The organism is Paenibacillus sp. FSL R7-269 (genome assembly GCF_000517865.1).
In the GTDB taxonomy this organism is placed as follows: Bacteria; Bacillota; Bacilli; order Paenibacillales; family Paenibacillaceae; genus Paenibacillus_AQ.
The window spans coordinates 219,793-243,862 of record NZ_ASPS01000021.1; the positions used below are offsets into that span (position 1 = coordinate 219,793).

The window sequence follows — 24,070 nt, forward strand, 5'->3', positions numbered from 1 at the left end:
CAATCATTCACAGTATATGAAGGCAGGTGCCCGGATGTGCCTGTTCAGTCAATTAAATCCCCCTGGAAAATTTGTTCCTGCTGCAAATACCCGCGCAGCGGCGCAACATCCGCCGAGGTCCAGAAGGAAGTCTCCCGCAGCAGCTCAGCAGCATCATCGCGTGCCAGCTCCAGCGTCTCGAAGTCAGCGGTCATATCCGCCAGCCGGAATTCAGGCAGGCCGCTCTGCTTCGTCCCGAAGAAATCCCCCGGTCCGCGCAGCTCCAGATCCCGCCGTGATACCTCGAACCCGTCATCCGTATCTGTCATTGCAGTCATCCGCTCGCGCCCGATCTCCGACTTCGGATCAGCCATCAGCACACAGTAGGAAGCATGCTCCCCTCTGCCGACCCGGCCGCGCAGCTGATGCAGCTGAGACAGCCCGAAGCGGTCAGCATCCATGATGATCATCAGCGTGGCATTCGGGACATCGACACCAACCTCTACGACCGTTGTAGACACCAGAAGCTGCAATTCGTTGCTGTAAAAGTTCCGCATTACCTCGTCTTTCTCGGACGGTGTCATTCTCCCGTGAAGCAAACCCACCTTATAATCCGGAAAAGCCTGCGACATCTGCACATGCAGATCAATCGCATTCTGCACATCCAGCTTCTCTGACTCCTCAATCAGCGGACAGATCAGGTAGGCTTGCCGCCCCTGCTCAATCTCGCGGCTGATCAGGTTCATCACCCGCTCCAGCAGATCCGGCTTCACCCAGTAGGTGGTAATCGGCACACGGCCCTTCGGCCGTTCAGATAACGTAGACACATCCATATCGCCAAAGACGGTGATCGCCAGCGTCCGCGGGATCGGAGTGGCGGTCATCGTCAGCACATCCGGGTTGTAGCCCTTGCGCCGCAGGACACTGCGCTGGTTCACCCCGAAGCGGTGCTGCTCATCCGTAACCACAAGCCCCAGGCTGCGGAAGAAGACATCCTCCTGGATCAGCGCATGGGTTCCGACAACCACATCTAGCACTCCCATCTGTAGAGAGGCCAGCAGATCCTTCCGTTTGCGGCCGGTTACGCTGCCGGTCAGCAGGCCCACAGTAATGCCGAACGGCTCGAACATCCTCGTGAGCGAGCGCATATGCTGCTCTGCCAGGATTTCAGTCGGCACCATTAGCGCACCTTGAAATCCGGATCTTACAGTCGCGTAGAGCGCTATGGCCGCGAGTACGGTTTTGCCGGAGCCCACATCGCCTTGAAGCAGCCGGTTCATACAATACCCTGAACGCATATCCTGCAGAATCTCCAGCTCCACATGCTTCTGGGCATCGGTCAGCTCAAACGGCAGGCTGCGCACGAATTGCCTTACCGTTGCGTTGTCCACCGTATGAACCACACCATCCATCCGGCCACGGTTCAGCACGCGGAAGGCTTGTACCTTAAGCTGGAAGAGGAACAACTCCTCATACACCATCCGGCGCCTTCCCTGCTGGCCCTCGCGCGTATCTTCCGGCTGATGAATTGTGGCAATGGCCCGCTTGCGTGACATGAAGTCATATTTGCGCATAATGCTGTGCGGCAGAATCTCCGGGATCAGGTCTCCGTACTGCTGCAGAGCCTGGCCGATAATTCTGCGAATCCAGGACTGCGTAATCTTGCCTCCGATTGAGTATACCGGCTGTAGAGTACCTGTCTTGCCTTCTCCGCGGTCCGGGAATTCATAGTTGGTCACCGTAATCTGATTGCGCTTCTGGTCCCACTTCCCCGTCAGCACCACTTCACGGCCGACCGTCAATTGTTCACGCGCATAATGCTGGTTGAACCATGTCGCGGTGAACATCCACGGCTCTGCCACCATCTTGCAGCTCATACGGGATTTGCCCCCGAAGCGCTGCAACACCGGAATGCCGATAACCTTGGCCACCACGGTCGCCTTATCTCCGTGCTTGACCTCACTGAGTGATTTCGGACGGAAATCCTCATACCGGAAAGGGTAATACTCCAGCAGATCCTTCACTGTAAAGACGCCAAAGGCGTGAAGCTCGCTTTGCTTTTGAGCGCTCACGCCAGTTATTTGTTTCACTTCAATTGAATCCAAAGTAAGCACCATGTTCATCCCCTATACTTAGGCGGGCCAGATGAATACGGCTAAGGTCCCGTTCCCGACATGGCTGCCCACAACCGGGCCCACATTGGTCAGAACCTTCTCTTTCAAGGTGAAATGTCCGGCTAATTCCCGCAGGAACTCTTCGCCGGAAGCCGGTTCAGCCGTATGACCCACGGCCACATGTATTGTATTCACACCCGGCAGATCTGCCTTGAACAGTTCGATCATGCGGGCGACTGCCTTCTTGCGCCCTCTGACCTTCTCTACCGCATAGATAATGCCTTCCGCATCAATGGAGAGGATCGGCTTGATGTTGAGCAGTGTACCCAGGATAGCGGACGCTTTGCCGATTCTGCCGCCCTTTTGCAGATATTCAAGGGTATCCACGAGAAAATACAGCTTCCGGGATTGGCGCAGTCTCTCCACCTTCGCCAGAATCTCCGCAGGAGCATGTCCCTGCTCCGCCAGCCGGGCAGCTTCCACAACCATGAATCCGAAGCCGTAGGAGGCGGAGAGGCTATCCACCACAGTGATAGCTTCGCCTTCCTCTTCAAGCATGGATTTGGCCATGACAGCAGACTGGTAGGTTCCACTTAAGCCGGAGGATATGTGGAAGGACAGGATTGAACTGCCCGGATTCTTCTCCTGTATACTACGGTATACATTCATATATTCTACAGGAGAAGGCTGCGAAGTGGTCGGCAGCTGTGTCGAGCGGGGAAGACGCTCGTAGAACTGTTCCGGAGTCATATCCACATTATCCCGAAATGCCTCTTCGCCGAACATCAGCGTCAGCGGAACCACTTCAATGCCGTATTGCTCCGCCAGAGCAGGCGGGATATCGGATGTACTGTCGGTAACGATTACGGTCCGACTCATAATGTTCCTCCCCATACTATAATTTGGCTGCTCCACTCTGCTTGCCTTGAGAACTTAAGCGATTCTATGACTCGACTGAGAAAAGATAATAATACAGCGGCTGGCCGCCTTCATGAATCTCAACCTCAACCTGCGGATACGTCTCTTCCAGCCAGCTGCCGAGGGCATCCGTAATGTCTGCCTCAGTGTCTGCACCAGTGAGTACAGTAACGATCTCGTCACCATTGACCAGCATGCTGGACAGCAGCTCCTTGCTGACCGTGAGCAAATCATCGGCAGCAGCAACAATCTTAGAGCTCTCGATGCCGATATACTGACCGGATTTGATCTCCAGATTCTCCATCACAGTATCACGTACAGCATTGGTGATCTGTCCGGATTTGACCTGGGCAATCGCCTCCAGCATATTGCTGGTGTTAGTATCTACCGCATCCTCTTCCTGGAAGGCAAAGGCTGCCGAGATTCCCTGGGGAATACTCTTGCTCGGAATCACCGTAATCTCACGTTCGCCCTCCAGCAGCTCCTTGGCCTGCTGCGCAGCCAGGACGATATTGGAGTTATTCGGCAGAATGTAGATATGCTTCGCAGAAATCGAAGAGATCGCATTCACGAAATCCTCTGTACTCGGATTCATCGTCTGGCCGCCGGCCAGGATCGCATCGACACCCAGGCTGCGGAAAATATCCGAGATTCCATCTCCTGAGGAGACCGCAATGAAGCCGTACGGCGCCAGATCATCCGCAGGAGGAACCGCCGGCGCCTGCACGCTGGCCTTCTCTTCCGGGATATCAGCGAAGACATCGGGCATCGGTGCGATGTCCATACCGGCAGTCAACAGATCGCGGTGCTGCTCACGCATGTTAAGGATGTGAATCTGGGTAATCTCCCCGTGGACGAGCGCCAGGTTAAGCACCTCTCCGGGAGTCTTGGAATGCACATGAACCTTGATCGTCTCATCATCCGAAATAACGATGATCGAATCCCCGTTAACTGATAACGCTTTCCGAAAAGCTTCCTCATCAAAATCCGCTTTCACGGATGCGCCAAGCTGGCGGTTAATGAAAAATTCCATATCATATAAAAATTCAATGTCTTCCGTATGGAGCTGTGATTGCGCGGAAGACTGTACGGAGGACAACAAATGCTCAGGTTTGGTCAACACCGGTGCCGGCACGGATACAGGGGCCGCAGCTTGTCCTTGCACAGGAGTCTGTACAGATGCTGAGACTGCTCCGCTGGTCAGATGCTGGTGGAAGCCTTCATAGATGTAGACCAGGCCCTGGCCCCCCGAATCCACCACGCCCACCTGCTTCAGCACAGGCAACAGCTCAGGCGTATGCGCCAAGGCTTCCTTGGCTTTGGCCAGGACTTCGGTCATCAGCTCGGTAATATCCGTTGTGCGGCGTGCATAATACACTGCATGCCTTGCAGCTTCCTTGGCAACCGTCAGAATGGTGCCTTCAACCGGCTTCACCACTGCCTTATAGGCGGTATCTACCCCGGTCTGCAGCGCTGCAGCGAACTGCTGTGTGTTAAGCTCATCATATTGGGCCGCATAACGTCCAAGACCTCTGAACAGCTGTGACAAAATAACGCCGGAGTTCCCCCGCGCGCCCATCAATAGTCCCTTCGACAGCACTCCCGCACATTGACCGACAGAGGCCGTGTTGTTTCTCTTCAATTCGTTCGCGCCTGCGGTCATGGTCAGATTCATGTTCGTGCCCGTATCGCCATCCGGCACCGGAAACACATTCAATGAATTGACATGCTCGGCATGCTGCTGCAGCATTTCCGCACCGGCTAGTACCATTGCGGTAAAATCTGTCCCGTTTATAGAACGCTTACTCAATGAGAATTCCCCTTCCTAACTTCATGCCTAATCAATTCGATGATCAACTGGACATAATGCACTAATTTATATTGTACTATAAGAGTCTACAGAAATAAATGTTTTTGAATCGGTTGACGAAGCAATTTTTGCTGTGATATGATATTCAAGTATTGTTTTACGCAGGTGTAAGTAACAAGGAGGTGTAATCTATGTCCCGCACATGTACAGTAACAGGCAAGAAACCGGGCAGCGGTAACCACGTGTCTCACGCTAACAACCGCAACCGTCGCTCTTGGGGAGTTAACGTTCAGAAGGTTCGTATCTTGGTGAACGGCAAACCGAAACGCGTGTACGTCAGCACCCGTGCTTTGAAATCCGGTAAAGTTGAACGCGTCTAGTTTCCGATCATTCCCGGGCCTAGCGATATCTCATACCAAGTAGAAACGGACATGCCGTTCTTTCATAGACGGTATCCGTTTCAGCGAGAATAGAAGAGATATTATATTTGTAGCAAAAAGCACCCTTTACATTCGTAAGGTGCTTTTTTTCATATTTACTTGTCTTCTTTAACTTAACTCTTCTGAAACGTGTTCAAAATCGCTTTAACAAAACCTCCCAAAAATCTTGGCAGCTTGAACGTATAAAATTTCATAATTAACCCTCCCATCAATTCATGCCATGCAGTAGGAGACGATCCTGTCTAGATGAAAAATGTACCATCGATTGCAGACCTCCGCAAAAAAGGCTACATGAGATTTCTGCTCATGTAACCATATTTATGCGACCACAACTTGGCCTATACCTTCCGTATGTGAATCAAGCAGATTGAGGGTTAATTCGTTCATTAGTTAATGGGCATCATTGCCTATTGCCGGACTGCCCTGTCCGCCGCCTCACGTATGGCCTTGATCGCTCCTGCGCGGTCGCTGCGGCCGAACACTGCATTACCTGCCACAAGCACATCCGCCCCCGCTTCAGCTACAAGCGGTGCCGTAGCTTCGGCTACTCCGCCGTCTACCTCGATATACAGACCCTTGTGATGGATCTCTTCCGCCCACTTCCGGAGCTGCGTAATCTTATGCAGTGTGCGCGGAATGAAGGCCTGCCCGCCGAAGCCCGGATTGACGGTCATTACAAGCACCATATCCACATCCTCCAGGACCTCACGCACCGCCGCAGCCGGTGTAGCCGGATTAATGGCCACCCCTGCCATCAGGCCGAGCTCCTTGATTTGATGGATTACACGGTGCAGATGCACGCAGGCTTCGAAGTGAACCGTAATCACAGAAGCGCCTGCAGCGGCAAAATCAGCGATATAGCGTTCCGGGTTCTCAATCATTAAATGTACATCCAGAGGTAAAGAAGTATGGGCTCTCACCGCGGACACAATCGCGGGACCCAGCGTAATATTCGGCACAAAATGTCCGTCCATCACATCTACATGAATCCAGTCCGCACCGCTGGCTTCCGCTTCGGCCACCTCTGCGCCAAGCGCTGCGAAATCTGCTGACAATATGGAAGGAGCAATTTTTACCATGAGTTTAGTACCTCCGCTTTTTATCTTTCATTTCATTAAAGAACAGCTTGTAATGCTCGTAACGGCTATCTGCAATATCCCCGGACTTCCAGGCTCCTATCACCTTACAGCCCGGTTCGTGCAGATGGCTGCAGCCGCGGAATTTGCAGTTCTCCGCATAAGAGGCGAACTCCCGGAAGCACACAGACAGCTCATCCACACCCAGCTCCAGAAAATCCAGCTGGCTGAAGCCCGGAGTGTCGGCCACAAATCCGCTATTACCTATATCCATCAGCTCTACATGGCGTGTAGTGTGACGCCCGCGTCCGAGACGGAGACTGATCTCCCCTGTCTCCAGTGCCAGTCCCGGCACAAGCCGGTTAAGCAGGGTGGACTTCCCTACGCCCGACTGTCCTGAGAAGACGCTGATGATACCTCCCAGACGCTGCCGCAGCTCATCCGCACCTGATCCGTTCAGTGAGCTTGTGACCATGACCTCGTAACCAATCTGCTCATATAGAGCTTTGACGGCCTCCGTAGCCTGTCCTTCATCATCAGCCAGATCCTGCTTCGTGAGCACAATCAGCGTCTCCAGGCCTGAATGCTCGATATGAACCAGGAACTTGTCCAGCAGATTAAGATTCATATCCGGCTCCCGAACGGAGAACAACAGCACCGCCAGCTTAACGTTAGCCACCTGCGGGCGGATCAGCTCCGATTCACGGGGAAGCAGCTCATCTACCATGCCCTCTCCGTTCTCGGTCAGCACATAGATCACCCGGTCACCGACCAGCGGGGCAATTCCTTTCTTCTTCAGAATGCCGCGCCCCCTGCACTGTACCGCCTCTTCCTCAGTTACGATCTGTTGATTTCTGAGCGGCTTAACATAGTAATATCCGCTTAACGCTTTAATTATGATTCCTTCAGGCATACATGGTGAGCCTTCCTCTCCTGTATATTGCGCAAATGACCCAAGTGTGTAGTACCCCGGGTCATTTCGCTGCTTCAGCCCTGCCCGTATTCCCGGCAGCCTGACTGAAGCTTATCTCTGTTCTATTATTTATGTCCTTTATCTTTGCCGGGCCTGTTGTTAGGGCCGTTACCCTTACCATTACTGTTGCCATTGCTGAGGGCGGAAGCCAGCTCGTTGTTAGTCTGTCCGTTACCAGGAACATAACCCGTCTGATTGGTCCCGCCCGTCCCGTCAACTTCCCCGGTGTCTGGAGGAAGTATCTCAGGCTCTGCTGTCGGGTCAGGAGTTGGAGTCTCAGTAGGCTGGGCAGGCACGGTAGGAGCAACTGTCGGTGCAGGAGTCTGCGTCTCCACCGGAGGCGGTTCAGGCTGCTGCACAGTGTTATTCTTGACATCCACATAAGTGATCGGATAAGTCTCCAGGAACTCCCCGTCCCGGTATACGGATACCATGCCGTCTTTGTTAGGGGCAAGCAGCATATTTACGGACAAGGTCTGGCTTTTGCCAATGGTGCGGGTACCCCACTCCTGGTTCTCGCCTCCGTTGCGTGCATCGGCAAACACAATACGGATCTTGCTCTTCTTGCCGTCTGCAGCCGGTGCTACCGGAACATTGAACGTAAATTCCAGAGCTTCCGGAGGATACCCTGTGCTGATGTAGATCGTAATCTTCTCGCCTGGAGGGACCAGATCCCCTGCCTCGTAGGCCCACTGCTTCGTAACCTTACCCTTCTCGTAAGTGAAGCTCGGCTCTTCCTTGACAGCATCCAGCACCAGACCTACACTCTCCAGCGCAGCCTTGGCTTCCTTCTCCGTCTTCCCGAGGAGATCCGGCATCTGGGTGCTCTCTTTGCCTTTGCTCACGATTAGCTTGATAGTTACCGTATCAGGATCGTAATCGGTTCCTGCGGCAGGTTCGGAGCTGATAACCTTGCCCTTGTCAAATTCCTCACTATAGCGCTCATCCGGCTTTGCAATTCTATCCTGGGCAATACCGAGAGCAATGAGCTCTTTGACCGCATCGTCATAACTCAGGCTAGAGACATCCTTAAGCTTAGGAAGAACCTTGGCGGCACTTACCGTCAGTATAATATGAGTTCCTTCTTTGACCATCGTATTGGTCTTGTTCTGCTTCCAGACAATATTCTCTTCGAAATTAGGATTATACTCAACCAGCGCGGGCTCCTCGGCAAACAGCCCCACAGCCTCAAGCTCAGCCTTGGCCTCCTGGAAGGTCTTCCCTGTCACCGCAGGCACCGAGACTTCATCGACCGACAGCTTGGAATTGACATACCACACAATTCCGGTCATGGCGATCAGCACGACCAGCGTAAGGCTGATCCACAGCGCTGCGCGGCCCTTACGCTTCACAGCAGCAGGCGGCGGAGCTTCCTCCATACTGCGGACTCGCTCCTCTCCGCCGCCACGGCTGCTTAGACCGCGCTGTAGCGGCTTGATTGCCGGAATGATGCGTGTTCTGTCCTCATCATCATCCTCCTGGAACAGCATCTTGGCTTCGCTGCGCCGTTCAGGCAGCAGACAGGTCTCCAGATCCTGCAGCATTTGCTTGGCAGACTGGTAGCGCTCCTCCGGGTTCTTGCGCATCGACTTCAGAATTACATTCTCCACGCTCTGCGGAATCAACGGATTCAGCAGACGCGGCTCCTCGAATTCCTCCTGCAGATGCTTCAGCGCCACGCTGATCGGGCTCTCCCCTAAGAAAGGCAATACACCCGTAAGCATCTGATACAGTACAATACCCAGGGAGTACAGGTCCGACTTCTCGCCCGTAGTTACGCCCTTGGCATGCTCTGGCGAGAAATAATGCACGGAACCGACCACAGACCCCGTCTGGGTAATCGTAGTAGACGTAACCGCCCGGGCAATCCCGAAGTCGGTAACCTTAACCCGCCCGTTACGTCCAATCAGAATATTATGAGGTTTAATATCGCGGTGAATGATTTGATTCATATGCGCATGATCCAGCGCATCACATATCTGTGAGGCAATCCGCACAGATTCATCCACCTGCATCGGTGCCCGCTCTTTGATAATTTCATTCAGGTTCTTGCCTTCAATATACTCCATAACGATATAATGGACTTCATCTTCCTGGCCTACATCGTATATGCTGACTACGTTGGGATGAGATAACGATGCAGCCGATTGCGCCTCCCGCCGGAACCGGCGGATGAATTCCTCATCATGCACAAATTGATTGCGCAGTACTTTGATAGCAACATTCCGGTTAAGCAGAATATCATGGGCTCTATAGACAAGCGCCATGCCTCCTCCGCCGATCCGTTCGATGACTTGGTAACGGCCGCCCAATTCGTGACCGATCATCTTTCCCACTCCTTTGTCTCGGGCACTGCGGCCTCTCCTTGGTGTTCCAGCATAGCAACGCTTATATTATCGCTGCCGCCCGCAAGCAATGCCAGTTGAAGTAATCGCTCTGCTCTTTCTTCCAGAGATATTTCATTAATTCCGGCTACCTTGCCCAGATGCTCCAGGCTGACATAATTGCTAAGTCCATCGCTGCACAGCAGCAGGAGCTCACCAATTGCAAGCGTAATATATGCCAGATCTGCGGACACCACTGTATCCGTCCCCAGCGCCCTGGTAAGCACATTGCGGCGCGGATGATTATCCAGCTCCTCCAGACTGATCTGGCCGTTCCTGAACAGCTCATTCACCAGCGTATGGTCCTCGGTTAGCTGCCTGGCTTCACCGTCCCGGATCAGATAAGCCCTGCTGTCTCCGATATGGCCGATATAGCCTGCCGACCCTTTCAGCAGTGCAGCAACGATAGTGGTCCCCATATTATGGAGCTTCTCATCGCTCTGCGCTTCTCTGTGAACTGTGTTATTGGCTTCCATGATGGAGGCAGTCAGCGCTTCCTTCAGCTCTGCCTCAGGGAGATCAGGCTCCAGCTGGTCCAGAATTCCCCTGACCGTCTCAAGTGCAAGCCTGCTCGCGGTATCGCCAGCTAGATGTCCCCCCATTCCGTCGGCAATAATGCCGAGGGTATAACCGTGGCGCGTGGCGCCGATCCAGACTGAATCCTCATTGACGGTACGTACCCGTCCAATGTCGCTGGCTTGAACTGTTCTGATCAAATATCCTCACCCCAACTCCATATGTTTGGCGCGCAGCTGTCCGCATGCGGCCGCAATATCATGGCCCTGCTCACGGCGGATGGTAACATTCACGCCCTGATCGGCCAGTATACGCTGAAATTCAAAGATATCATTGCGGGAAGTCCGAACATACTTGCGCTCAGGCACATGATTGACCGGGATCAGATTCACATGGCATAGCATGGTCTTGAGCACCCCGGCCAACTCCTCTGCATGCTCCTTCTGATCATTGACGCCGCCGATCAAGGCATACTCGAAGCTGATCCGGCGGCCTGTCTTAGCCTGATAGTACCGCAAGGACTCGATTACATCATCGAACGGATAGCGGCGGTTCACCGGCATCAGCTTGGAACGGAGGGTATCGTTAGGAGCGTGAATCGAAATCGCCAGATTAATCTGTGTATCTTCATCAGCGAATTTGTAGATGTTCGGCACAATTCCGCTGGTGGATACAGTAATATGGCGCTGGCCAATATTCAGGCCCTTCTCATGGATCATCAGACGGAGGAATCTCATAGTTGCATCATAGTTCTCGAAGGGCTCGCCTGTCCCCATAATGACAATGCTGCTGACACGTTCGCCGCGCGCATCGAGAATCTGCTGGGAACGGACGACCTGGGCAACGATCTCCCCTGCCGTCAGATCCCGCTTGAGACCCCCAAGGGTAGATGCACAGAAGGTACATCCAATCCGGCAGCCTACCTGGGTGGTCACACACACGCTGTTGCCGTAATTATGCTTCATAATAACTGTCTCAATCGCATGATCATCATGCAGACCGAACAGGAATTTCACTGTACCGTCCTTGGACTCCAGCTTCGTAATCTCTGTGAGTGCCGAAATACTGAACTGATCTACCAGCTTGGCTCTGAGGGCCTTAGAGAGGTTGCTCATGGATTCGAAGTCATTGACCCGCTTCACATACAGCCAGTCAAAGATCTGCCCGCCGCGAAAAGCCGGCTCTCCGTTGTCCTTGGCCCATTGCTGCAACTCTTCTAAAGAAAAATCATATATTAAAGGTTTCATTGTATTTTTGCACCTGTGCTTTCATAAATTATATGCGTATTGTTTCTCATTCTTCCTATTTTAACACAAAACTCAGAACCGGTAAAAGAAAAGCCCGCCGCGCGAAGGAATCTGCGGGCGGGAAGCTGAAGTCAAGAAGCACAATCGCTATATTACAAGAGTCGCTCCAGCCGGGCGATATAGAAGCCGTCGCTGCCATAATGATGCGGAAGCAGTTGTATTCCGTCACCGGCAGCAAGCGCGGTTCCTTCCAGCCGCTCCCAGACGGCTGACTTGAAGCTGACCGGTGCGAAGCCGGGATTGCGCTCCAGAAAAGCGGCAACAACCTGACTGTTCTCCGACTGCTCGGTAGTACACGTACTGTAGACCAGCACGCCTCCCGGCTTCAGCAGCCCGGAGACCGACTGTAGCAGCTCAAGCTGTAGCGCAGCCACACTTACAATATCCTCCGGCTGCTTTCGCCATTTCAAATCAGGCTTGCGGCGGATGACCCCAAGCCCCGAGCAAGGAGCGTCCAGCAGAATCCGGTCATAGGATTCCGGCTGAAGGGCTGTGCCCAGCTCCAGGGCATCTCCACTTGCAGTAGTGATACATTCCAGGCCTAGGCGTGCTGCCTGCTCGGCAATCAGCTTAGACTTATGCTCATGCAGGTCATTGGCCAGTATGGAGCCCTCGTCATTCATCAGCTCGCCCATATGTGCACTTTTGCCGCCGGGGGCAGCGCAGCAATCCAGCACCTTCATCCCGGCTTCGGGAGCGACAACCTCGGCTACCAGCATGGAGCTCTCATCCTGAACGGACAGATAGCCGTCCCGGTACCAGGAGGTCAGCGCCAGATTGCCGCCGCCTCTGATGACCAGCCCGGCAGGGCTCACCTTCGATTCGGCGGCATCCAGACCGGCTTCCAGCAGCTCAGCCAACATGGCCTCCCGGCTAATCATCGTTGTATTGACACGGACACTGACTGCGGGCGGCTCATTATTCGCCGTACACATGGCTTCTGCCGTATCCGGGCCGTATTCCGCCGACCAGCGCTTCACCATCCACAAGGGGTGGGAATGCAGGATGGATATCCGCTCTTCCCGGCTCAGCCCCTCAGGCAATACCGGCAGGTCTCCGGCCCGCAACACACTGCGCAGCACGCCGTTGACCATACCTGAGATGCCCTGATGGCCGCGTCTCTTGGAAATATTCACAGCCTCGTTAACGGCTGCATGCGAAGGGACCCGGTCCAGATACATGATCTGGTACAGGCTTAGCCGCAGCAGACTCCGTACCCAAGGCTCCAGCTTGGCCATCCCTTTGCTGACGAAGCTGCTGAGGACATAATCAAGGGTAATCATCCGTGAGAGGGTTCCGTACACCAGCTCTGTAACAAGTCCCGTATCCTCCCGGCTGAGGCCCGCCTTCTGGAGGCTGCTTCCCAGCAGCAGATTGCTGTAAGCGCCCTGCTGCTCTACGCGCATCAGAATATCAAGAGCAACCTCACGCGCAGAAGCCTGCACAGTGGGCTTGCCGCCCTGCCTATTCCGGCCCGCTCCGCCTGCGGTAGGCTTTGTGCCCGAAGCCGAAGACTGATTGCCAGAAGTACGCGGACGTTGTCCGCCGCCTCCCTTGCCGCCCGCGCTCAACCGAGCACCGTGCCGGGTGCAAGGGTTGCACCACGGCTGAAGTCGGCTGCGCTCATGGCTTTTTTGCCGGCAGGCTGGACGGTTGTAAGAAGGAGCGTCCCGTCGCCAGTCTTCACCTCAACTCCGCGTTCGCTCACGGACAGCACGGTGCCAGGAGCCGCGCTGCCCCCCGGCTGTTCCTCCGCCTGCGGCTTCACCGCAGCCCATGTCTTGAAGGTCTCGCCATTCCACAGGGTGAACGCACCCGAGAACGGTACCAGACCGCGAATCTGATTGTAGAGATCCAGCGAGCCCCGGCTCCAGTCGATCCGTTCATCTTCCCGGCTTAGATTCGGCGCATAGGTTGCTTCACTGTCATCCTGCACGGCAGCTTCTACACGGCCGGCTGCTAGTCGCGGCATCTCTGCCTTGAGGAGATCCCGTCCGGCAACACTTAGCTTCTCAAACAATGTGCCTGAAGTATCATCATCCTCTATCGCTACCTCAACCCGTGAGATCATATCTCCGGTGTCCAATCCTTCCGCCATATACATCAGCGTCACACCGGTCACCTTCTCGCCGTTCATGATACAGCGCTGTATCGGAGCACCGCCCCGGTACTTGGGCAGAAGTGAGCCATGAACATTTACACATCCGTTCGCCGGCAGCTCAAGAACGCTCTTAGGAAGAATCTGCCCATATGCGGCGGTAACAATCAGATCCGGCTCATAGGCAGCCAGCTCTGCCACTGATTCGGGGCGGCGCAGCCGTTCAGGCTGAAGAACAGGCAGTCCCAGCTCTAGCGCAGCCACCTTCACCGGGGTTGGCGCCAGCGTCTTCTTGCGGCCTTGCGGCCGGTCCGGCTGAGTGACCACAGCCACTACCTCATAGCCCTCTTCCAGCAGCATCCGCAGGGAGGGGACCGCAAAGGCCGGTGTTCCCATGAACACTATTCTCATTTCATTCACTCCTCAGTTTCACTGCGTTCTGCTGTGTATTCATAGACCTTCTCAGCGATATCCGTGAACAGCACGCCATTCAGGTGGTCAATCTCATGCTGAAAAGCCCGGGCCAGCAGGCCGCTTCCGGTAATGGTCACTTCCTCGCCCTCGCGGTTCAGGCCGCGTACAGTCACTGTCTCCGCACGGCGGACATCCCCGTTCAGGCCGGGAATACTCAGGCAGCCTTCAGGTCCGAACTGCTCCCCGTCCATGCTGAGAATCTCGGGATTGATCAGCTTGATCAATCCATGTTCCTCATCGGCATCTATTACAATCAGCCGTTTCAGAATGCCTACCTGCGGGGCTGCGAGACCAACACCTTCTGCGTCATACATCGTATCTGCCATATCATCGAGCAATTTTTGTACATTGGGGGTGACGGTGGTTACCGTCTTCGCTTTCTTGTGCAATACTTCATCCGGTTCTTTCACAATCAGCCTGATTGCCATTTACACTAACACCATCCTTGTTCTATACATATCATTAATACTTATCGATTCCTTAGGGCAAAACCGCCTTACTATTGTAACACGCCGGAGAATTACATCAACATCTGCGGATCAACATCAATGCTGATCTGCAGCCCCTTATCGCGGACGGAATCCTCCAGCTCCTCCGCCACCTGGCGGGCCAGCGCAATGGCGTCAATCGCACCGCGCCATTTGATGATGCACTGGAACCGGTAGCGGCCCTTCAGCCGGGGCAGCGGCGAGGCCACCGGTCCCAGCAGATCCAGCGCATCCGAAGAGAGCTTGTCCAGACTGCCGTACCAGCGCAGCTGTCTGGCTTTGCCCTGAATGCTGAGCGCATAGTTCTCCGCAAGCTTCAGCAGCAGCGGAAGCTGCTCATGCGACAGAGTAACCAGAATCAGACGGCAATAGGGCGGGTAATGCAGCTCTTTGCGGTGCTTCAGCTCGTCCCGGACGAATGAACGGTAATCATGCCCGCTGGCATGGATAATCGAGTAATGCTCCGGTGTATACGACTGCACCACCACCTCGCCGGGGAGCTGATGCCGCCCCGCACGGCCGGCAACCTGCGTCAAGAGCTGAAAGGTCTTCTCAGCCGCCCGGAAATCAGGAAGATTGAGCGCAGAATCCGCAGTAATGACCCCAACCAGCGTTACATCGGGGAAGTCGAGTCCTTTGGCGACCATCTGTGTGCCCAGCAGCACATCGGCCTTCTTGTCTCTGAACTGGTTCAGCAGCTTCTCATGTGAGCCCTTCTCCGTGGTCGTGTCCACATCCATACGAATAACCCGGATGCCGGGGAACAGCTTGCCCAGCTCTTCCTCTACCCGTTGTGTCCCTGTCCCGAAGAAGCGGATATGCTCACTGCCGCACTCCGGGCACAGCTTGGGCGCGGGCTCAGCATGCCCACAGTAGTGACAGCGCAGATTGTCGCTACGGCTGTGATAGGTGAGCGAGATATCGCATTCCGGACAGCCGGCAACATAGCCGCAGCTCCGGCACATGACGAAGGTCGAGAAGCCTCTGCGGTTGAGCAGCAGCACCGTCTGTTCACCGCGCTCCAATCTGCTTACCAGAGCGGCATGCAGGCTGCGGCTGAACATGGAGCGGTTGCCTTCCTTCAGCTCTTCACGCATATCAACCACTGCCACCTGCGGCAGCTCGTTGCCGAGTGCACGGCTCGGCATTTCCAGCAGAATCGGCGAGAAGTGGATATCACTCTGCGATCTAGCGGCATGATAGCTCTCCAGTGAAGGTGTTGCAGAGCCCAGAATCACCACGGCACCGCCCTGCTCTGCCCTGCGGACAGCCACATCACGGGCATGATATTTCGGATTCTCCTCCTGCTTATAGGAGCCTTCATGCTCTTCATCCATAATAATGAGGCCCAGATTGGCAAACGGAGCGAACACGGCTGAGCGTGCTCCGACCGCAACCATTGCCTTGCCTTCGCGGATCTTGCGCCACTCGTCATAACGTTCGCCTACAGACAGCCGGCTGTGCATCACCGCCACCCCGCTGCCGAACCGGCCCTTGAACCGTTCCACCATCTGCGGAGTCAGTGCAATCTCAGGCACCAGCACCACTGCCTGCCGTCCCTGCTCGATACAGCGCTGGATCGTCTGGAGATAGATTTCCGTCTTCCCGCTGCCGGTCACCCCGTGCAGCAGGAAGACTTCATGCGTCTGCTGCTCTACAGTGCCCACAATCCGCTTGTATACAATCTCCTGCTCCGCTGTCAGCGGAAGCGGGGTACTTGGCTTAAAGTCCCGTCCCTGGTAGGGGTCACGGTAGACTTCAATTTCACTGATTTCAATATAACCCTTGTCTGCAAGTGCTTTGACCGTGCCCGCAGTAACCTGAAGGATCGCCAGAATATCCTTGAGCGGCATCGGCAGCAGGGCTTCCATATCAATGAGGTAGGAGAGCACCTCCTTCTGGCGCGCCGAACGCGCCGGGAAGCTGGAGAGCGACTCCCGGGCTGCTGACAGGCCAATAGCCAAATCAACGGCCTTGAGCTTCTTTTTGCCCATTTTATCCTTAATCGACTGGCTCTCTGCCAGTACGCCGCGCCGCACCATGAACTTAATCGTCTCTGCAGCCTCAGGGAAGGTGCGGGTCAGCAGCTTCATGGATACCTCACTGTGTCGCTTAACGAAATCAATGATCTGCTGTTCTTCGTTATCCGCCTCCAGGAAGAGCGGAAACAGCTCATCTGCGGGGGCGCTGGACGCCTCTTCTATACTCCCAAGCGAGATCAGACGCTCGGCTTTGCCCTTCAAGGCAGTCGGAAGCATCGCCTGCAGTGCGGAGATCCGTCTGCAGGCGTATCTTTGACTCATCCAATCAGCCAGCTCCACCAGCTCCGGCGACAGGGGCGGCAACAGATCCAGTACTTCTACAATCGGCTTCATCCGGGAGACACTGCCGGTCTCCCCTGATTCCAGGGACACTACGAAACCTTGGACCGTTCGGGGGCCGAACGGAACAGCCACCCGGCTGCCCACTTCAATCCACAGCTTCAGAGCATCCGGGATAATATAGTCAAACGGCCGGTCGGTGCTGCGTACAGGAACATCGACAATGACCTTGGCAATATCCATTATAGTAAAGCTCCGGCTACACGATCTGCAGCCAGCCGCAGAATCCGGCGCGCCACCTCATCCTTGGAGGCCAGCGGAAGATCAAGCACCAGACCTTCGGCATCATACACCTTGACGATGTTGGTATCCGTGCCAAAGCCCGCGCCTTCTACGGCCACATCATTGGCTACGATCAGATCAAGGTTCTTGCGGACCAGCTTATCCTTGGCATAGGCTTCGGCATTTCCGGTCTCAGCGGCAAAGCCGATCAGGAACTGCTTATCCTTGATTCTGCCCAGGCTCTCCAGAATATCAGTTGTCTTCACCAGCTCCAGCGTCATGGTGCTACCGCTCTTCTTAATCTTCGAGTCACTGCTCTCGCGTGGACGGTAATCCGCAACCGCCGCTGCTTTTACAAGAATATCGCAATCCCTCCAGCGGTCCATGACCGCATCGTGCATCTCCTGTGCTGACTGGACACGGACCAGATCGATACCGGCATCACGGGGCGGCGCCTCATCGGTACGCGCGGCAATCAGCGTCACCGCAGCACCCATGGCGCGCGCGGCGCGCGCTAGGGCGAAGCCCATTTTACCCGAGGAATCATTGGAGATATAACGGACGGGATCTATGCGTTCCACCGTACCTCCTGCGGTAATCACCACTTTTTTGCCGGCAAGCGGTCCGGAGGTCTTCTCCTTCTGCAGTACAAAAAAGTTCTCAACCACCTTCACGATCTCCTCCGGCTCCTCCAGCCGTCCCTTGCCCACATACCCGCAGGCCAGCAGCCCTTCTCCAGGCTCAATAAACTGAATACCTCTGTTATAGAGGGTATCCATATTGCTGAGGACCGCCGGATGCTGATACATATGGACATTCATCGCCGGAGCTACCATAATAGGCGCTGTTGTAGCAAGAAGCGTGGTGGACAGCATATCGTCTGCCAGCCCGTGGGCCATTTTGGCGATAATATTGGCCGTAGCCGGAGCAATCAGGACCAGGTCGGCAGCATCTGCCAGATCAATATGCGAAATCGAAGACGGGTCGCGCTCCTGGAACGTATCACTGTACACCCGCTGCTTCGACAACGACTGGAGCGTCAGCTCCGTAATGAACTGCTTGGCCGATGACGTCATAATAACATGTACCTCGGCCCCCTTCTGGGTAAGCTTGCTGGTCAGCGCCGCCGCCTTATACGCAGCAATACCGCCGGTGATTCCGAGTATAATCGACTTCCCTTGTAGGCTCTTCATTTGTGTTCTCCCCCCGCTACAGAATCTATATTAAGCTTCAATATTTCCATATAGATAGAGAAAAAAATAACAACCTTCCGGTTGTCAGGAACAGCCCGGTACGGGCTATTTTGTTTATGAGCAGCCTGCCCGGCAGAAATGGTTCTGCCGCCCTTACTGTGGCGGCACCATTTCAAGCGGGACAAGTGCGGATAGATCATGCACCCAAGCCTCTTCAGGCTTAGGCTACGGAACTGGTCCTATTCCTCGCCGCGCGTTACTATAATGCGGTCTTCATAGATTTCTTCAAGTGCAACACCGACATACTTATGCGATTTAGGCGCAACGATATCGGTCTTGCCGCCTTCACGGAGTGCTCTGGCCCGGCGGGCTGAAGCGACTACCAGGGAATACTTGCTGTCGACCTTAGTCACCAGTTCGTCAATGGATGGATATAGCATGTAAGGCACCTCTTCATCTTTTACTGTAAATATGGACCAATCCTGTAGAACTTGTTCATCGCACCTTACAATGTTCGGCGATAATAATGCTTTCTATTCGCTTGCAGGCCAGATCAATCTCATCATTCACCACGGCATAATCATAATGCCGGATCAAACCGATCTCGTCTTCAGCCACAGACATGCGGTGGCTGATCACATCAGGATGCTCTGTTCCACGTCCGCGAATACGGTCCTTCAACTCGTCCATGGACGGGGGAAGAAGGAATACAAAGATCCCTTCGGGGAATTTCTCTTTGACCTTGAGTGCTCCCTGAACCTCGATCTCCAGAATAATATCTCTTCCGCTCTCGAGGGTTCTCTCTACAAAGTCACGCGGAGTACCGTAATAATTGCCTACGTACTCCGCATATTCCAGCAGCTTGTCGCCTTCAATCATATCGGCGAACTGCTCTCTGGATTTGAAAAAATAATTGACTCCGTTCTCTTCACCTGCACGCGGAGAGCGTGTGGTGGCAGAAACGGAATAGACGAGTTCGGGCATCTTCGGCCGCAGCGCTGTGCATACCGTGCCTTTGCCGACACCGGAAGGGCCGGATAGTATAATCAGCAATCCTTTTGACATAGTACACTCCATTTGTTGTTATTCATCGTTATCGTCGTCTTTGCTGGATAGGCGGTGAGCTACCGTCTCAGGCTGTACAGCCGAGAGAATCACATGGTCGCTGTCGGTAATAATGACAGCCCGCGTCCGCCTCCCGTAGGTGGCATCGATCAGCATATGCCTGTCTCTGGCCTCCTGGATAATTCTCTTAATCGGTGCCGATTCCGGGCTGACAATGGAAATAATGCGGTTCGCTGACACGATATTCCCAAAGCCGATGTTGATTAATTTGATTGCCATGTTCCGGTTGTTCCCCCCATAAGTAACATCATAGCTTGCTCCCTGGTTCCTGTCATTCCAGGTTCGCCGCCTGCTCCCGAATCTTCTCGAGCTCCGCCTTCATATCAAGCGTCAGATTCACAACCGCCAGATGACTGCACTTCGACCCTATTGTGTTGGTCTCCCTGTTCATCTCCTGGATGAGAAAATCAAGCTTGCGTCCGGCAGGCTCGCTGCCCAGCAGCAAGGCCCGGCACTGGCCGAAATGGCTGTGAAGCCGGGTCAGCTCCTCATCTATATTGCAGCGGTCGGCGAAAATAGCCATCTCCATGCCGAATTTATGCTCATCCCAGGGCAAGCTCCCGTCATTCAGCAGGTTAAGCCGTTGCCGCAGCTTCTCGCGCTGCTCCGCCACAACCAGAGGCGCATATCTGCTGATTCCGGCATGCAGCTCTTCCAGACGGTCAAGTCTGCGCGTCAGATCGGCCGCCAAATAGGAGCCTTCCCGTCCGCGCATCTCCAGCAGGGCCTCCAGACTAAGCTGGAGACCCTGCTCCAGAAGATCTGCAAGTTCTCCGGAGGAGTCAGCAGCAGCCGTCTCTTCCTTCGGTTCCATTACACCGGGCATAGCAAGGATATCCCGCAGGGACAACTCTCCCTTGAAGCCATACTCCCGGACCAGTACCTCCGCTGCATCAAGATAGGAGCTCACCCTGCGGCGGTCCAGCACATGCGTGTCAGCCGCCCCGTCGGTGAGTTCTCTATTAATAATAACATCTACCCGTCCCCGTCTGATATGAGCCTGAACCATTCTGCGCAGCCTATCCTCATACCCCGTCCATTCCCTGGGCAACCGCAGCACAACTTCGCAGTACCGGTTATTCACCGATTTGACCTCGAACGTTATCTTGTGTTCGCCGTATTGCAGGGCTGACTGACCGTATCCGGTCATACTATATGACAACGGAATCACATCCATTACACTATTGTAATTGATTATTACTAGCGAAACAAGGGGGATAACTTCCGTCCTTGCTTCTCCCAAATATACTCCAGGAGCTGCACGCTCATATCATAGAACATAAACGGCGTAATCAGATAGATTCCGTTAAAATGTGCAATAGCCGCATCCAGCAGCTCCTTGGCGATCAGCACCCCTTCGGCCCGGCCCGCCTCGCCTTCGAGTCCGGCCATCCGGCTGCGGACCTCGGCGGAGAGCTGAATGCCGGGAACCTCATTATGCAGATACTCTGCATTGCGTCCGCTGGCCAGCGGCATAATGCCGATGAAGATCGGAATATCCAGGTGCTCGGTAGCCTTGGCAATCCGGGCAATCAATTCAGGATCATACACGGGCTGGGTCATAATATAATCCGCACCCGAGGCAATCTTCTTCTCCAGGCGCTCGACCGCTTTGTCCAGATGCTTGACATTGGGATTGAACGCTGCGCCGATGACGAACTTCGCGTTCTGCTTGAGCGGCTTGCCGGAGAAGGCCACGCCGTCATTGAGCTGCTTAATCATACGTATAATTTCAAATGAAGTCAGGTCATAAATCGAGCTTGAGCCGGGCAGATCCCCGAACCGGGCAGGATCTCCGGTCACGGCCAGCACATGGTCAATCCCCAGCGCGTCGAAGCCCATCAGATGCGACTGGGTGCCAATCAGATTGCGGTCACGGCAGGCAATATGCACCAGTGGCCGCAGGCCTGTGCGGGCCTGCACCAGATGGCCCAGCGCCATATTGCTCATCCGGGTGACAGCAAGCGAATTATCGGCCAGCGTCAGCGCATCGGCTCCGGCCCGGCGCAGCGCCTCTGCCCCCTTCATGAACTTCGCGATGTCCAGATCGCGCGGAGGGTCAAGCTCTACGATAACGGTGTGGCGTTCCTTGACCAGATCGACAAGCGTCGGTTCGCCGCCTCTCTGTCCCCCGTCATCCGCCAGATGCTCCTGCACCGCAATGCTCTCAGGCGCACTGAAGGCAGCAGGCTCAGGCAGCGGCTCCACCGCATAGTCCTTCAGGGCAGCGGAGATTTCAGCGATATGCTTAGGAGTGGTGCCGCAGCAGCCCCCGATAATCCGGCTGCCCATATCCGCGAACACCGGAGCCATCTGTCCGAAATATTCCGGCGAGGCGCCATAGCGGTACTGGCCGTCTACATAATCGGCTACGCCCGCATTCGGATAGATCGACACCGGCAACGCCAGCTTGCCCTGTAGCGTACCCAGCGCACGCTTGATCCCGTTCGGTCCGGTGTTGCAGTTGAAGCCGATCACATCCGCTCCGTCCTGCTGCAGAATATGGAACGCTTCCGGCAGGGTTAATCCGTCTAGCGTCCGCGCCGAATCGTCCACAGCCAGCTGGCAGATTACCGGCAGCGTACTGAGCTTACGCACAGCCTTCAGCGCCAGATGAAGCTCCTCGACATCATAGAAGGTCTCCAGCATGATCCCGTCCGGCGCTTCCTCCAGGAGCGCAGCAATCTGCTGAGAGAAGAATTTCTTCAGCTCGGAGGAGGACAGATTCGCCCGTTTGCCGGCGCGGATCGAGCCGATGGCTCCGACTACATAACCGTTCTCGCCGGCAGCCCGGCGGGCAATGCGGACCCCCGCACGGTTGATGTCCGCCACCTTGGCCTCCAGTCCGAACTTCGACAGCTTGTCGTAGTTCGCGGAGTAAGTATTACTCTCCAGCAGTACAGCACCTGCATTGATATAGCTCCGGTGCACATCCTCAATGACCTCCGGTGAGGTCAGATTCAATTCCTCGTAGGAGATGCCGACAGGGAAACCCTTTTGATACAAAAAAGTTCCCATCGCTCCGTCTCCGACCAACACACCCTTCTCCCATGCAGAGCGCAAATCCGGCTTCACCGCAAGAACCTCCCCTTTACTGACATTAGTTTCATACTAATGTAACATAAATCGGGATGGATGATAAGCTTTAGCGGGCAAAAGAGGCGCCCGTCCGTTATTCTTGTATGCCAGTCCGGCAAATGATTCATACTACGCTTAATCTTGCCGGAAGGAGACTGTAGGAATGAAGAAAAAAATAAGAAAACTGCTGCTGCGCAAATATGCCATAATTCTCCTGCTGTCGGCGCTCTCGCTGCTCTACCTGTACCTGCTGGACTTGATGTTAGGCTACGGCGCGGAGAATATCCGCTATATTCTGAATTATCTGCTCTATACTACCTCGGAGAAGCTGACTGCGGCTGTACTGGTGCTGCTGCTGATCGTGCCGGATGCCATCTATTGGGTGAGCGGCCGTCAGCCTGGCCGGGGAGCGGAGAAATGATCACGAACCGCCGTCACGATGACCAGCAGCACCGGAATGACTATCATTAAATAAGGGTATACCCTGTACAGCAGGGTCCCGCCCTCATCGAGATGTTCAATGAAGCTGCGTGCATCCAGCATGGAGGTGAAGAGGATGATCAGTCCGCAGGGATAGAGCATTCTCCGGTACGGCAGCTTGAACAGGTCCGAGATTCCGATCAGCGCGGCAGCAAAGAAAACGGCCATTTTGAAAAACACCCCGATGATCAGCACCATAACCACGAAAATATCCACCCGCTGGATGATATCCGAAATGGAGATCTTGCTGATTGTCGGCATCAGCGGGAGCGGCGAACGCTCAACAATGTCAGCACCCAGAACCGAAACATTCAGCGCCATCGTGAAGCTGAGCAGCAGCGCGGAGAACACCATGGCGGCGGCGATGATCCACGGTCCTTTTTTGACACTGGACAGGTACGGCATCAGCATAGTGAAGCACACCATCTCTCCGAACGGAAACATATAATTCTGATGAATCACCGAGCTAAGCACGGGCTGGAGGCCATTCTCCAGTACAGGCAACAGTCTGTGCAGATTGATCGTACCGGAGAGTATCAGCATCACTGTCCCGAACAGGCCGATCCCCAGAACGACAAACGCAAATACCATGGACGTTCTGCTCAGCACCTCCACCCCCTTATGCAGCACATAAGCTCCCGACAGCAGCATCAGGGCACTTAAGATGAACAGCGGAGTATTGTGCATGGTCGACATTGCGAGCATGGTGCTGCCATCGCGCAGATCCCGGGCGGCCAGGTTTATGTAGAGAATAATATAGAGCAGCCCTACCGGTGCCCCGATATATTTTCCGAGAATTTGCCGTGTATAGGCTGTAAAAGGCTGGTCCGGATGCTTGCGGTACAGATAGGCGTATCCCGTGAACATCATCAGCCCCGCCGCGCAGCCGAGCAGGATCGAGAGCCAGGCATCCCGGCCTGCCCCCATTCCCAGATTAACCACCAGCGCCGTGCCCAGCTCGAACAGCACCGTCAGGCTGAAGAATTCGACGAGTCCGATTTTGACCTTACCCAT

Annotated in this window: 22 protein-coding genes; 2 read left to right on the plus strand and 20 right to left on the minus strand. The window is 54.7% G+C overall.

All coding sequences use genetic code 11. From position 1 onward, the window contains the following. Positions 1–44: 44 nt before the first annotated feature. The 3 genes from recG to C162_RS11620 form a co-directional block, all read right to left on the minus strand. Positions 45–2,096, minus strand: a complete 2,052-nt coding sequence (recG, locus tag C162_RS11610; RefSeq protein WP_036694487.1) for an ATP-dependent DNA helicase RecG — start codon at positions 2,094–2,096, stop codon at positions 45–47. 15 nt (positions 2,097–2,111) lie between these two features. Beyond that, the gene (locus C162_RS11615) at positions 2,112–2,972 is read right to left on the minus strand and encodes a DegV family protein (RefSeq protein ID WP_036694488.1); all 861 of its coding nucleotides are present in this window, start codon (positions 2,970–2,972) and stop codon (positions 2,112–2,114) included. Positions 2,973–3,036: 64 nt separating this feature from the next. Beyond that, positions 3,037–4,821: a DAK2 domain-containing protein gene (locus C162_RS11620; RefSeq protein WP_036694490.1), complete on the minus strand. Its 1,785-nt coding sequence runs from the start codon at positions 4,819–4,821 to the stop codon at positions 3,037–3,039. Positions 4,822–5,012: 191 nt separating this feature from the next. On the opposite strand from C162_RS11620, the gene rpmB reads away from it, so the two are divergent. After that, complete coding sequence (rpmB, locus tag C162_RS35350) at positions 5,013–5,201, plus strand: 50S ribosomal protein L28 (protein ID WP_076074411.1); 189 nt, start codon at positions 5,013–5,015, stop codon at positions 5,199–5,201. Positions 5,202–5,374: 173 nt separating this feature from the next. Here rpmB and spoVM read toward each other — a convergent pair whose 3' ends face one another. The 16 genes from spoVM to C162_RS11705 form a co-directional block, all read right to left on the minus strand. Further along, the gene (gene spoVM, locus C162_RS11625) at positions 5,375–5,455 is read right to left on the minus strand and encodes a stage V sporulation protein SpoVM (RefSeq protein WP_020431362.1); all 81 of its coding nucleotides are present in this window, start codon (positions 5,453–5,455) and stop codon (positions 5,375–5,377) included. A 213-nt stretch (positions 5,456–5,668) separates the two neighbouring features. Further along, positions 5,669–6,340: a ribulose-phosphate 3-epimerase gene (gene rpe / locus C162_RS11630; RefSeq protein ID WP_036694495.1), complete on the minus strand. Its 672-nt coding sequence runs from the start codon at positions 6,338–6,340 to the stop codon at positions 5,669–5,671. 4 nt (positions 6,341–6,344) lie between these two features. After that, a complete protein-coding gene (rsgA, locus tag C162_RS11635; RefSeq protein ID WP_036694500.1) occupies positions 6,345–7,250 on the minus strand; it encodes a ribosome small subunit-dependent GTPase A in 906 nt (301 codons plus the stop codon). A 125-nt stretch (positions 7,251–7,375) separates the two neighbouring features. Further along, positions 7,376–9,637 carry a Stk1 family PASTA domain-containing Ser/Thr kinase gene (gene pknB, locus C162_RS11640; protein ID WP_036694501.1) on the minus strand — a complete coding sequence of 754 codons (2,262 nt, stop codon included), beginning with the start codon at positions 9,635–9,637 and terminating at the stop codon, positions 7,376–7,378. After that, the gene (locus tag C162_RS11645) at positions 9,634–10,410 is read right to left on the minus strand and encodes a Stp1/IreP family PP2C-type Ser/Thr phosphatase (protein ID WP_036694502.1); all 777 of its coding nucleotides are present in this window, start codon (positions 10,408–10,410) and stop codon (positions 9,634–9,636) included. Before C162_RS11645 ends, pknB begins: the two co-directional genes overlap by 4 nt. A gap of 6 nt (positions 10,411–10,416) precedes the next feature. Continuing rightward, positions 10,417–11,457, minus strand: coding sequence for a 23S rRNA (adenine(2503)-C(2))-methyltransferase RlmN (gene rlmN, locus C162_RS11650; protein WP_036694503.1), 1,041 nt, complete (start codon positions 11,455–11,457; stop codon positions 10,417–10,419). 152 nt (positions 11,458–11,609) lie between these two features. Beyond that, on the minus strand, positions 11,610–12,962 hold the full coding sequence (rsmB, locus tag C162_RS11655; protein ID WP_268748798.1) for a 16S rRNA (cytosine(967)-C(5))-methyltransferase RsmB: 1,353 nt from the start codon (positions 12,960–12,962) through the stop codon (positions 11,610–11,612). Positions 12,963–13,084: 122 nt separating this feature from the next. Then, positions 13,085–14,026: a methionyl-tRNA formyltransferase gene (fmt, locus tag C162_RS11660; protein ID WP_036694505.1), complete on the minus strand. Its 942-nt coding sequence runs from the start codon at positions 14,024–14,026 to the stop codon at positions 13,085–13,087. Between the two features lie 5 nt (positions 14,027–14,031). After that, on the minus strand, positions 14,032–14,517 hold the full coding sequence (gene def / locus C162_RS11665) for a peptide deformylase (protein WP_036694508.1): 486 nt from the start codon (positions 14,515–14,517) through the stop codon (positions 14,032–14,034). Positions 14,518–14,609: 92 nt separating this feature from the next. Next, the gene (priA, locus tag C162_RS11670; protein WP_036694510.1) at positions 14,610–17,141 is read right to left on the minus strand and encodes a primosomal protein N'; all 2,532 of its coding nucleotides are present in this window, start codon (positions 17,139–17,141) and stop codon (positions 14,610–14,612) included. Next, the gene (coaBC, locus tag C162_RS11675; protein WP_036694511.1) at positions 17,141–18,373 is read right to left on the minus strand and encodes a bifunctional phosphopantothenoylcysteine decarboxylase/phosphopantothenate--cysteine ligase CoaBC; all 1,233 of its coding nucleotides are present in this window, start codon (positions 18,371–18,373) and stop codon (positions 17,141–17,143) included. The genes priA and coaBC overlap by 1 nt, the downstream gene beginning before the upstream one ends. Positions 18,374–18,612: 239 nt before the next feature. Continuing rightward, a complete protein-coding gene (gene rpoZ, locus C162_RS11685; protein WP_036694519.1) occupies positions 18,613–18,813 on the minus strand; it encodes a DNA-directed RNA polymerase subunit omega in 201 nt (66 codons plus the stop codon). A gap of 55 nt (positions 18,814–18,868) precedes the next feature. Continuing rightward, positions 18,869–19,438, minus strand: coding sequence for a guanylate kinase (gmk, locus tag C162_RS11690; protein WP_036694520.1), 570 nt, complete (start codon positions 19,436–19,438; stop codon positions 18,869–18,871). An 18-nt stretch (positions 19,439–19,456) separates the two neighbouring features. Continuing rightward, positions 19,457–19,717, minus strand: coding sequence for an extracellular matrix/biofilm regulator RemA (remA, locus tag C162_RS11695; protein WP_006209218.1), 261 nt, complete (start codon positions 19,715–19,717; stop codon positions 19,457–19,459). Between the two features lie 52 nt (positions 19,718–19,769). Next, positions 19,770–20,660 (minus strand): YicC/YloC family endoribonuclease, encoded by an 891-nt coding sequence (locus C162_RS11700; protein WP_036694521.1) that lies wholly within the window; start codon positions 20,658–20,660, stop codon positions 19,770–19,772. 38 nt (positions 20,661–20,698) lie between these two features. Then, positions 20,699–22,573, minus strand: a complete 1,875-nt coding sequence (locus C162_RS11705; RefSeq protein WP_036694522.1) for a bifunctional homocysteine S-methyltransferase/methylenetetrahydrofolate reductase — start codon at positions 22,571–22,573, stop codon at positions 20,699–20,701. A gap of 166 nt (positions 22,574–22,739) precedes the next feature. On the opposite strand from C162_RS11705, the gene C162_RS11710 reads away from it, so the two are divergent. Then, positions 22,740–22,997: a hypothetical protein gene (locus tag C162_RS11710; RefSeq protein ID WP_036694524.1), complete on the plus strand. Its 258-nt coding sequence runs from the start codon at positions 22,740–22,742 to the stop codon at positions 22,995–22,997. On the opposite strand, the gene C162_RS11715 is transcribed toward C162_RS11710, so the two are convergent. Further along, the gene (locus C162_RS11715; protein WP_036694526.1) at positions 22,970–24,070 is read right to left on the minus strand and encodes a GerAB/ArcD/ProY family transporter; all 1,101 of its coding nucleotides are present in this window, start codon (positions 24,068–24,070) and stop codon (positions 22,970–22,972) included. The genes C162_RS11710 and C162_RS11715 overlap by 28 nt on opposite strands.

Bases quoted from the DNA above. Each gene is read 5' to 3' on its own strand.
- coaBC (WP_036694511.1), bottom strand. From the start codon at position 18,373: ATGAAGAGCCTACAAGGGAAGTCGATTATACTCGGAATCACCGGCGGT.
- gmk (WP_036694520.1), bottom strand. From the start codon at position 19,438: ATGTCAAAAGGATTGCTGATTATACTATCCGGCCCTTCCGGTGTCGGC.
- pknB (WP_036694501.1), bottom strand. From the start codon at position 9,637: ATGATCGGTCACGAATTGGGCGGCCGTTACCAAGTCATCGAACGGATC.
- C162_RS11710 (WP_036694524.1), top strand. From the start codon at position 22,740: ATGAAGAAAAAAATAAGAAAACTGCTGCTGCGCAAATATGCCATAATT.
- rpoZ (WP_036694519.1), bottom strand. From the start codon at position 18,813: ATGCTATATCCATCCATTGACGAACTGGTGACTAAGGTCGACAGCAAG.
- fmt (WP_036694505.1), bottom strand. From the start codon at position 14,026: ATGAGAATAGTGTTCATGGGAACACCGGCCTTTGCGGTCCCCTCCCTG.
- C162_RS11715 (WP_036694526.1), bottom strand. From the start codon at position 24,070: ATGGGTAAGGTCAAAATCGGACTCGTCGAATTCTTCAGCCTGACGGTG.
- priA (WP_036694510.1), bottom strand. From the start codon at position 17,141: ATGGATATTGCCAAGGTCATTGTCGATGTTCCTGTACGCAGCACCGAC.
- rpmB (WP_076074411.1), top strand. From the start codon at position 5,013: ATGTCCCGCACATGTACAGTAACAGGCAAGAAACCGGGCAGCGGTAAC.
- recG (WP_036694487.1), bottom strand. From the start codon at position 2,096: ATGGTGCTTACTTTGGATTCAATTGAAGTGAAACAAATAACTGGCGTG.
- spoVM (WP_020431362.1), bottom strand. From the start codon at position 5,455: ATGAAATTTTATACGTTCAAGCTGCCAAGATTTTTGGGAGGTTTTGTT.
- rlmN (WP_036694503.1), bottom strand. From the start codon at position 11,457: ATGAAACCTTTAATATATGATTTTTCTTTAGAAGAGTTGCAGCAATGG.
- def (WP_036694508.1), bottom strand. From the start codon at position 14,517: ATGGCAATCAGGCTGATTGTGAAAGAACCGGATGAAGTATTGCACAAG.
- rpe (WP_036694495.1), bottom strand. From the start codon at position 6,340: ATGGTAAAAATTGCTCCTTCCATATTGTCAGCAGATTTCGCAGCGCTT.
- C162_RS11615 (WP_036694488.1), bottom strand. From the start codon at position 2,972: ATGAGTCGGACCGTAATCGTTACCGACAGTACATCCGATATCCCGCCT.
- rsgA (WP_036694500.1), bottom strand. From the start codon at position 7,250: ATGCCTGAAGGAATCATAATTAAAGCGTTAAGCGGATATTACTATGTT.
- remA (WP_006209218.1), bottom strand. From the start codon at position 19,717: ATGGCAATCAAATTAATCAACATCGGCTTTGGGAATATCGTGTCAGCG.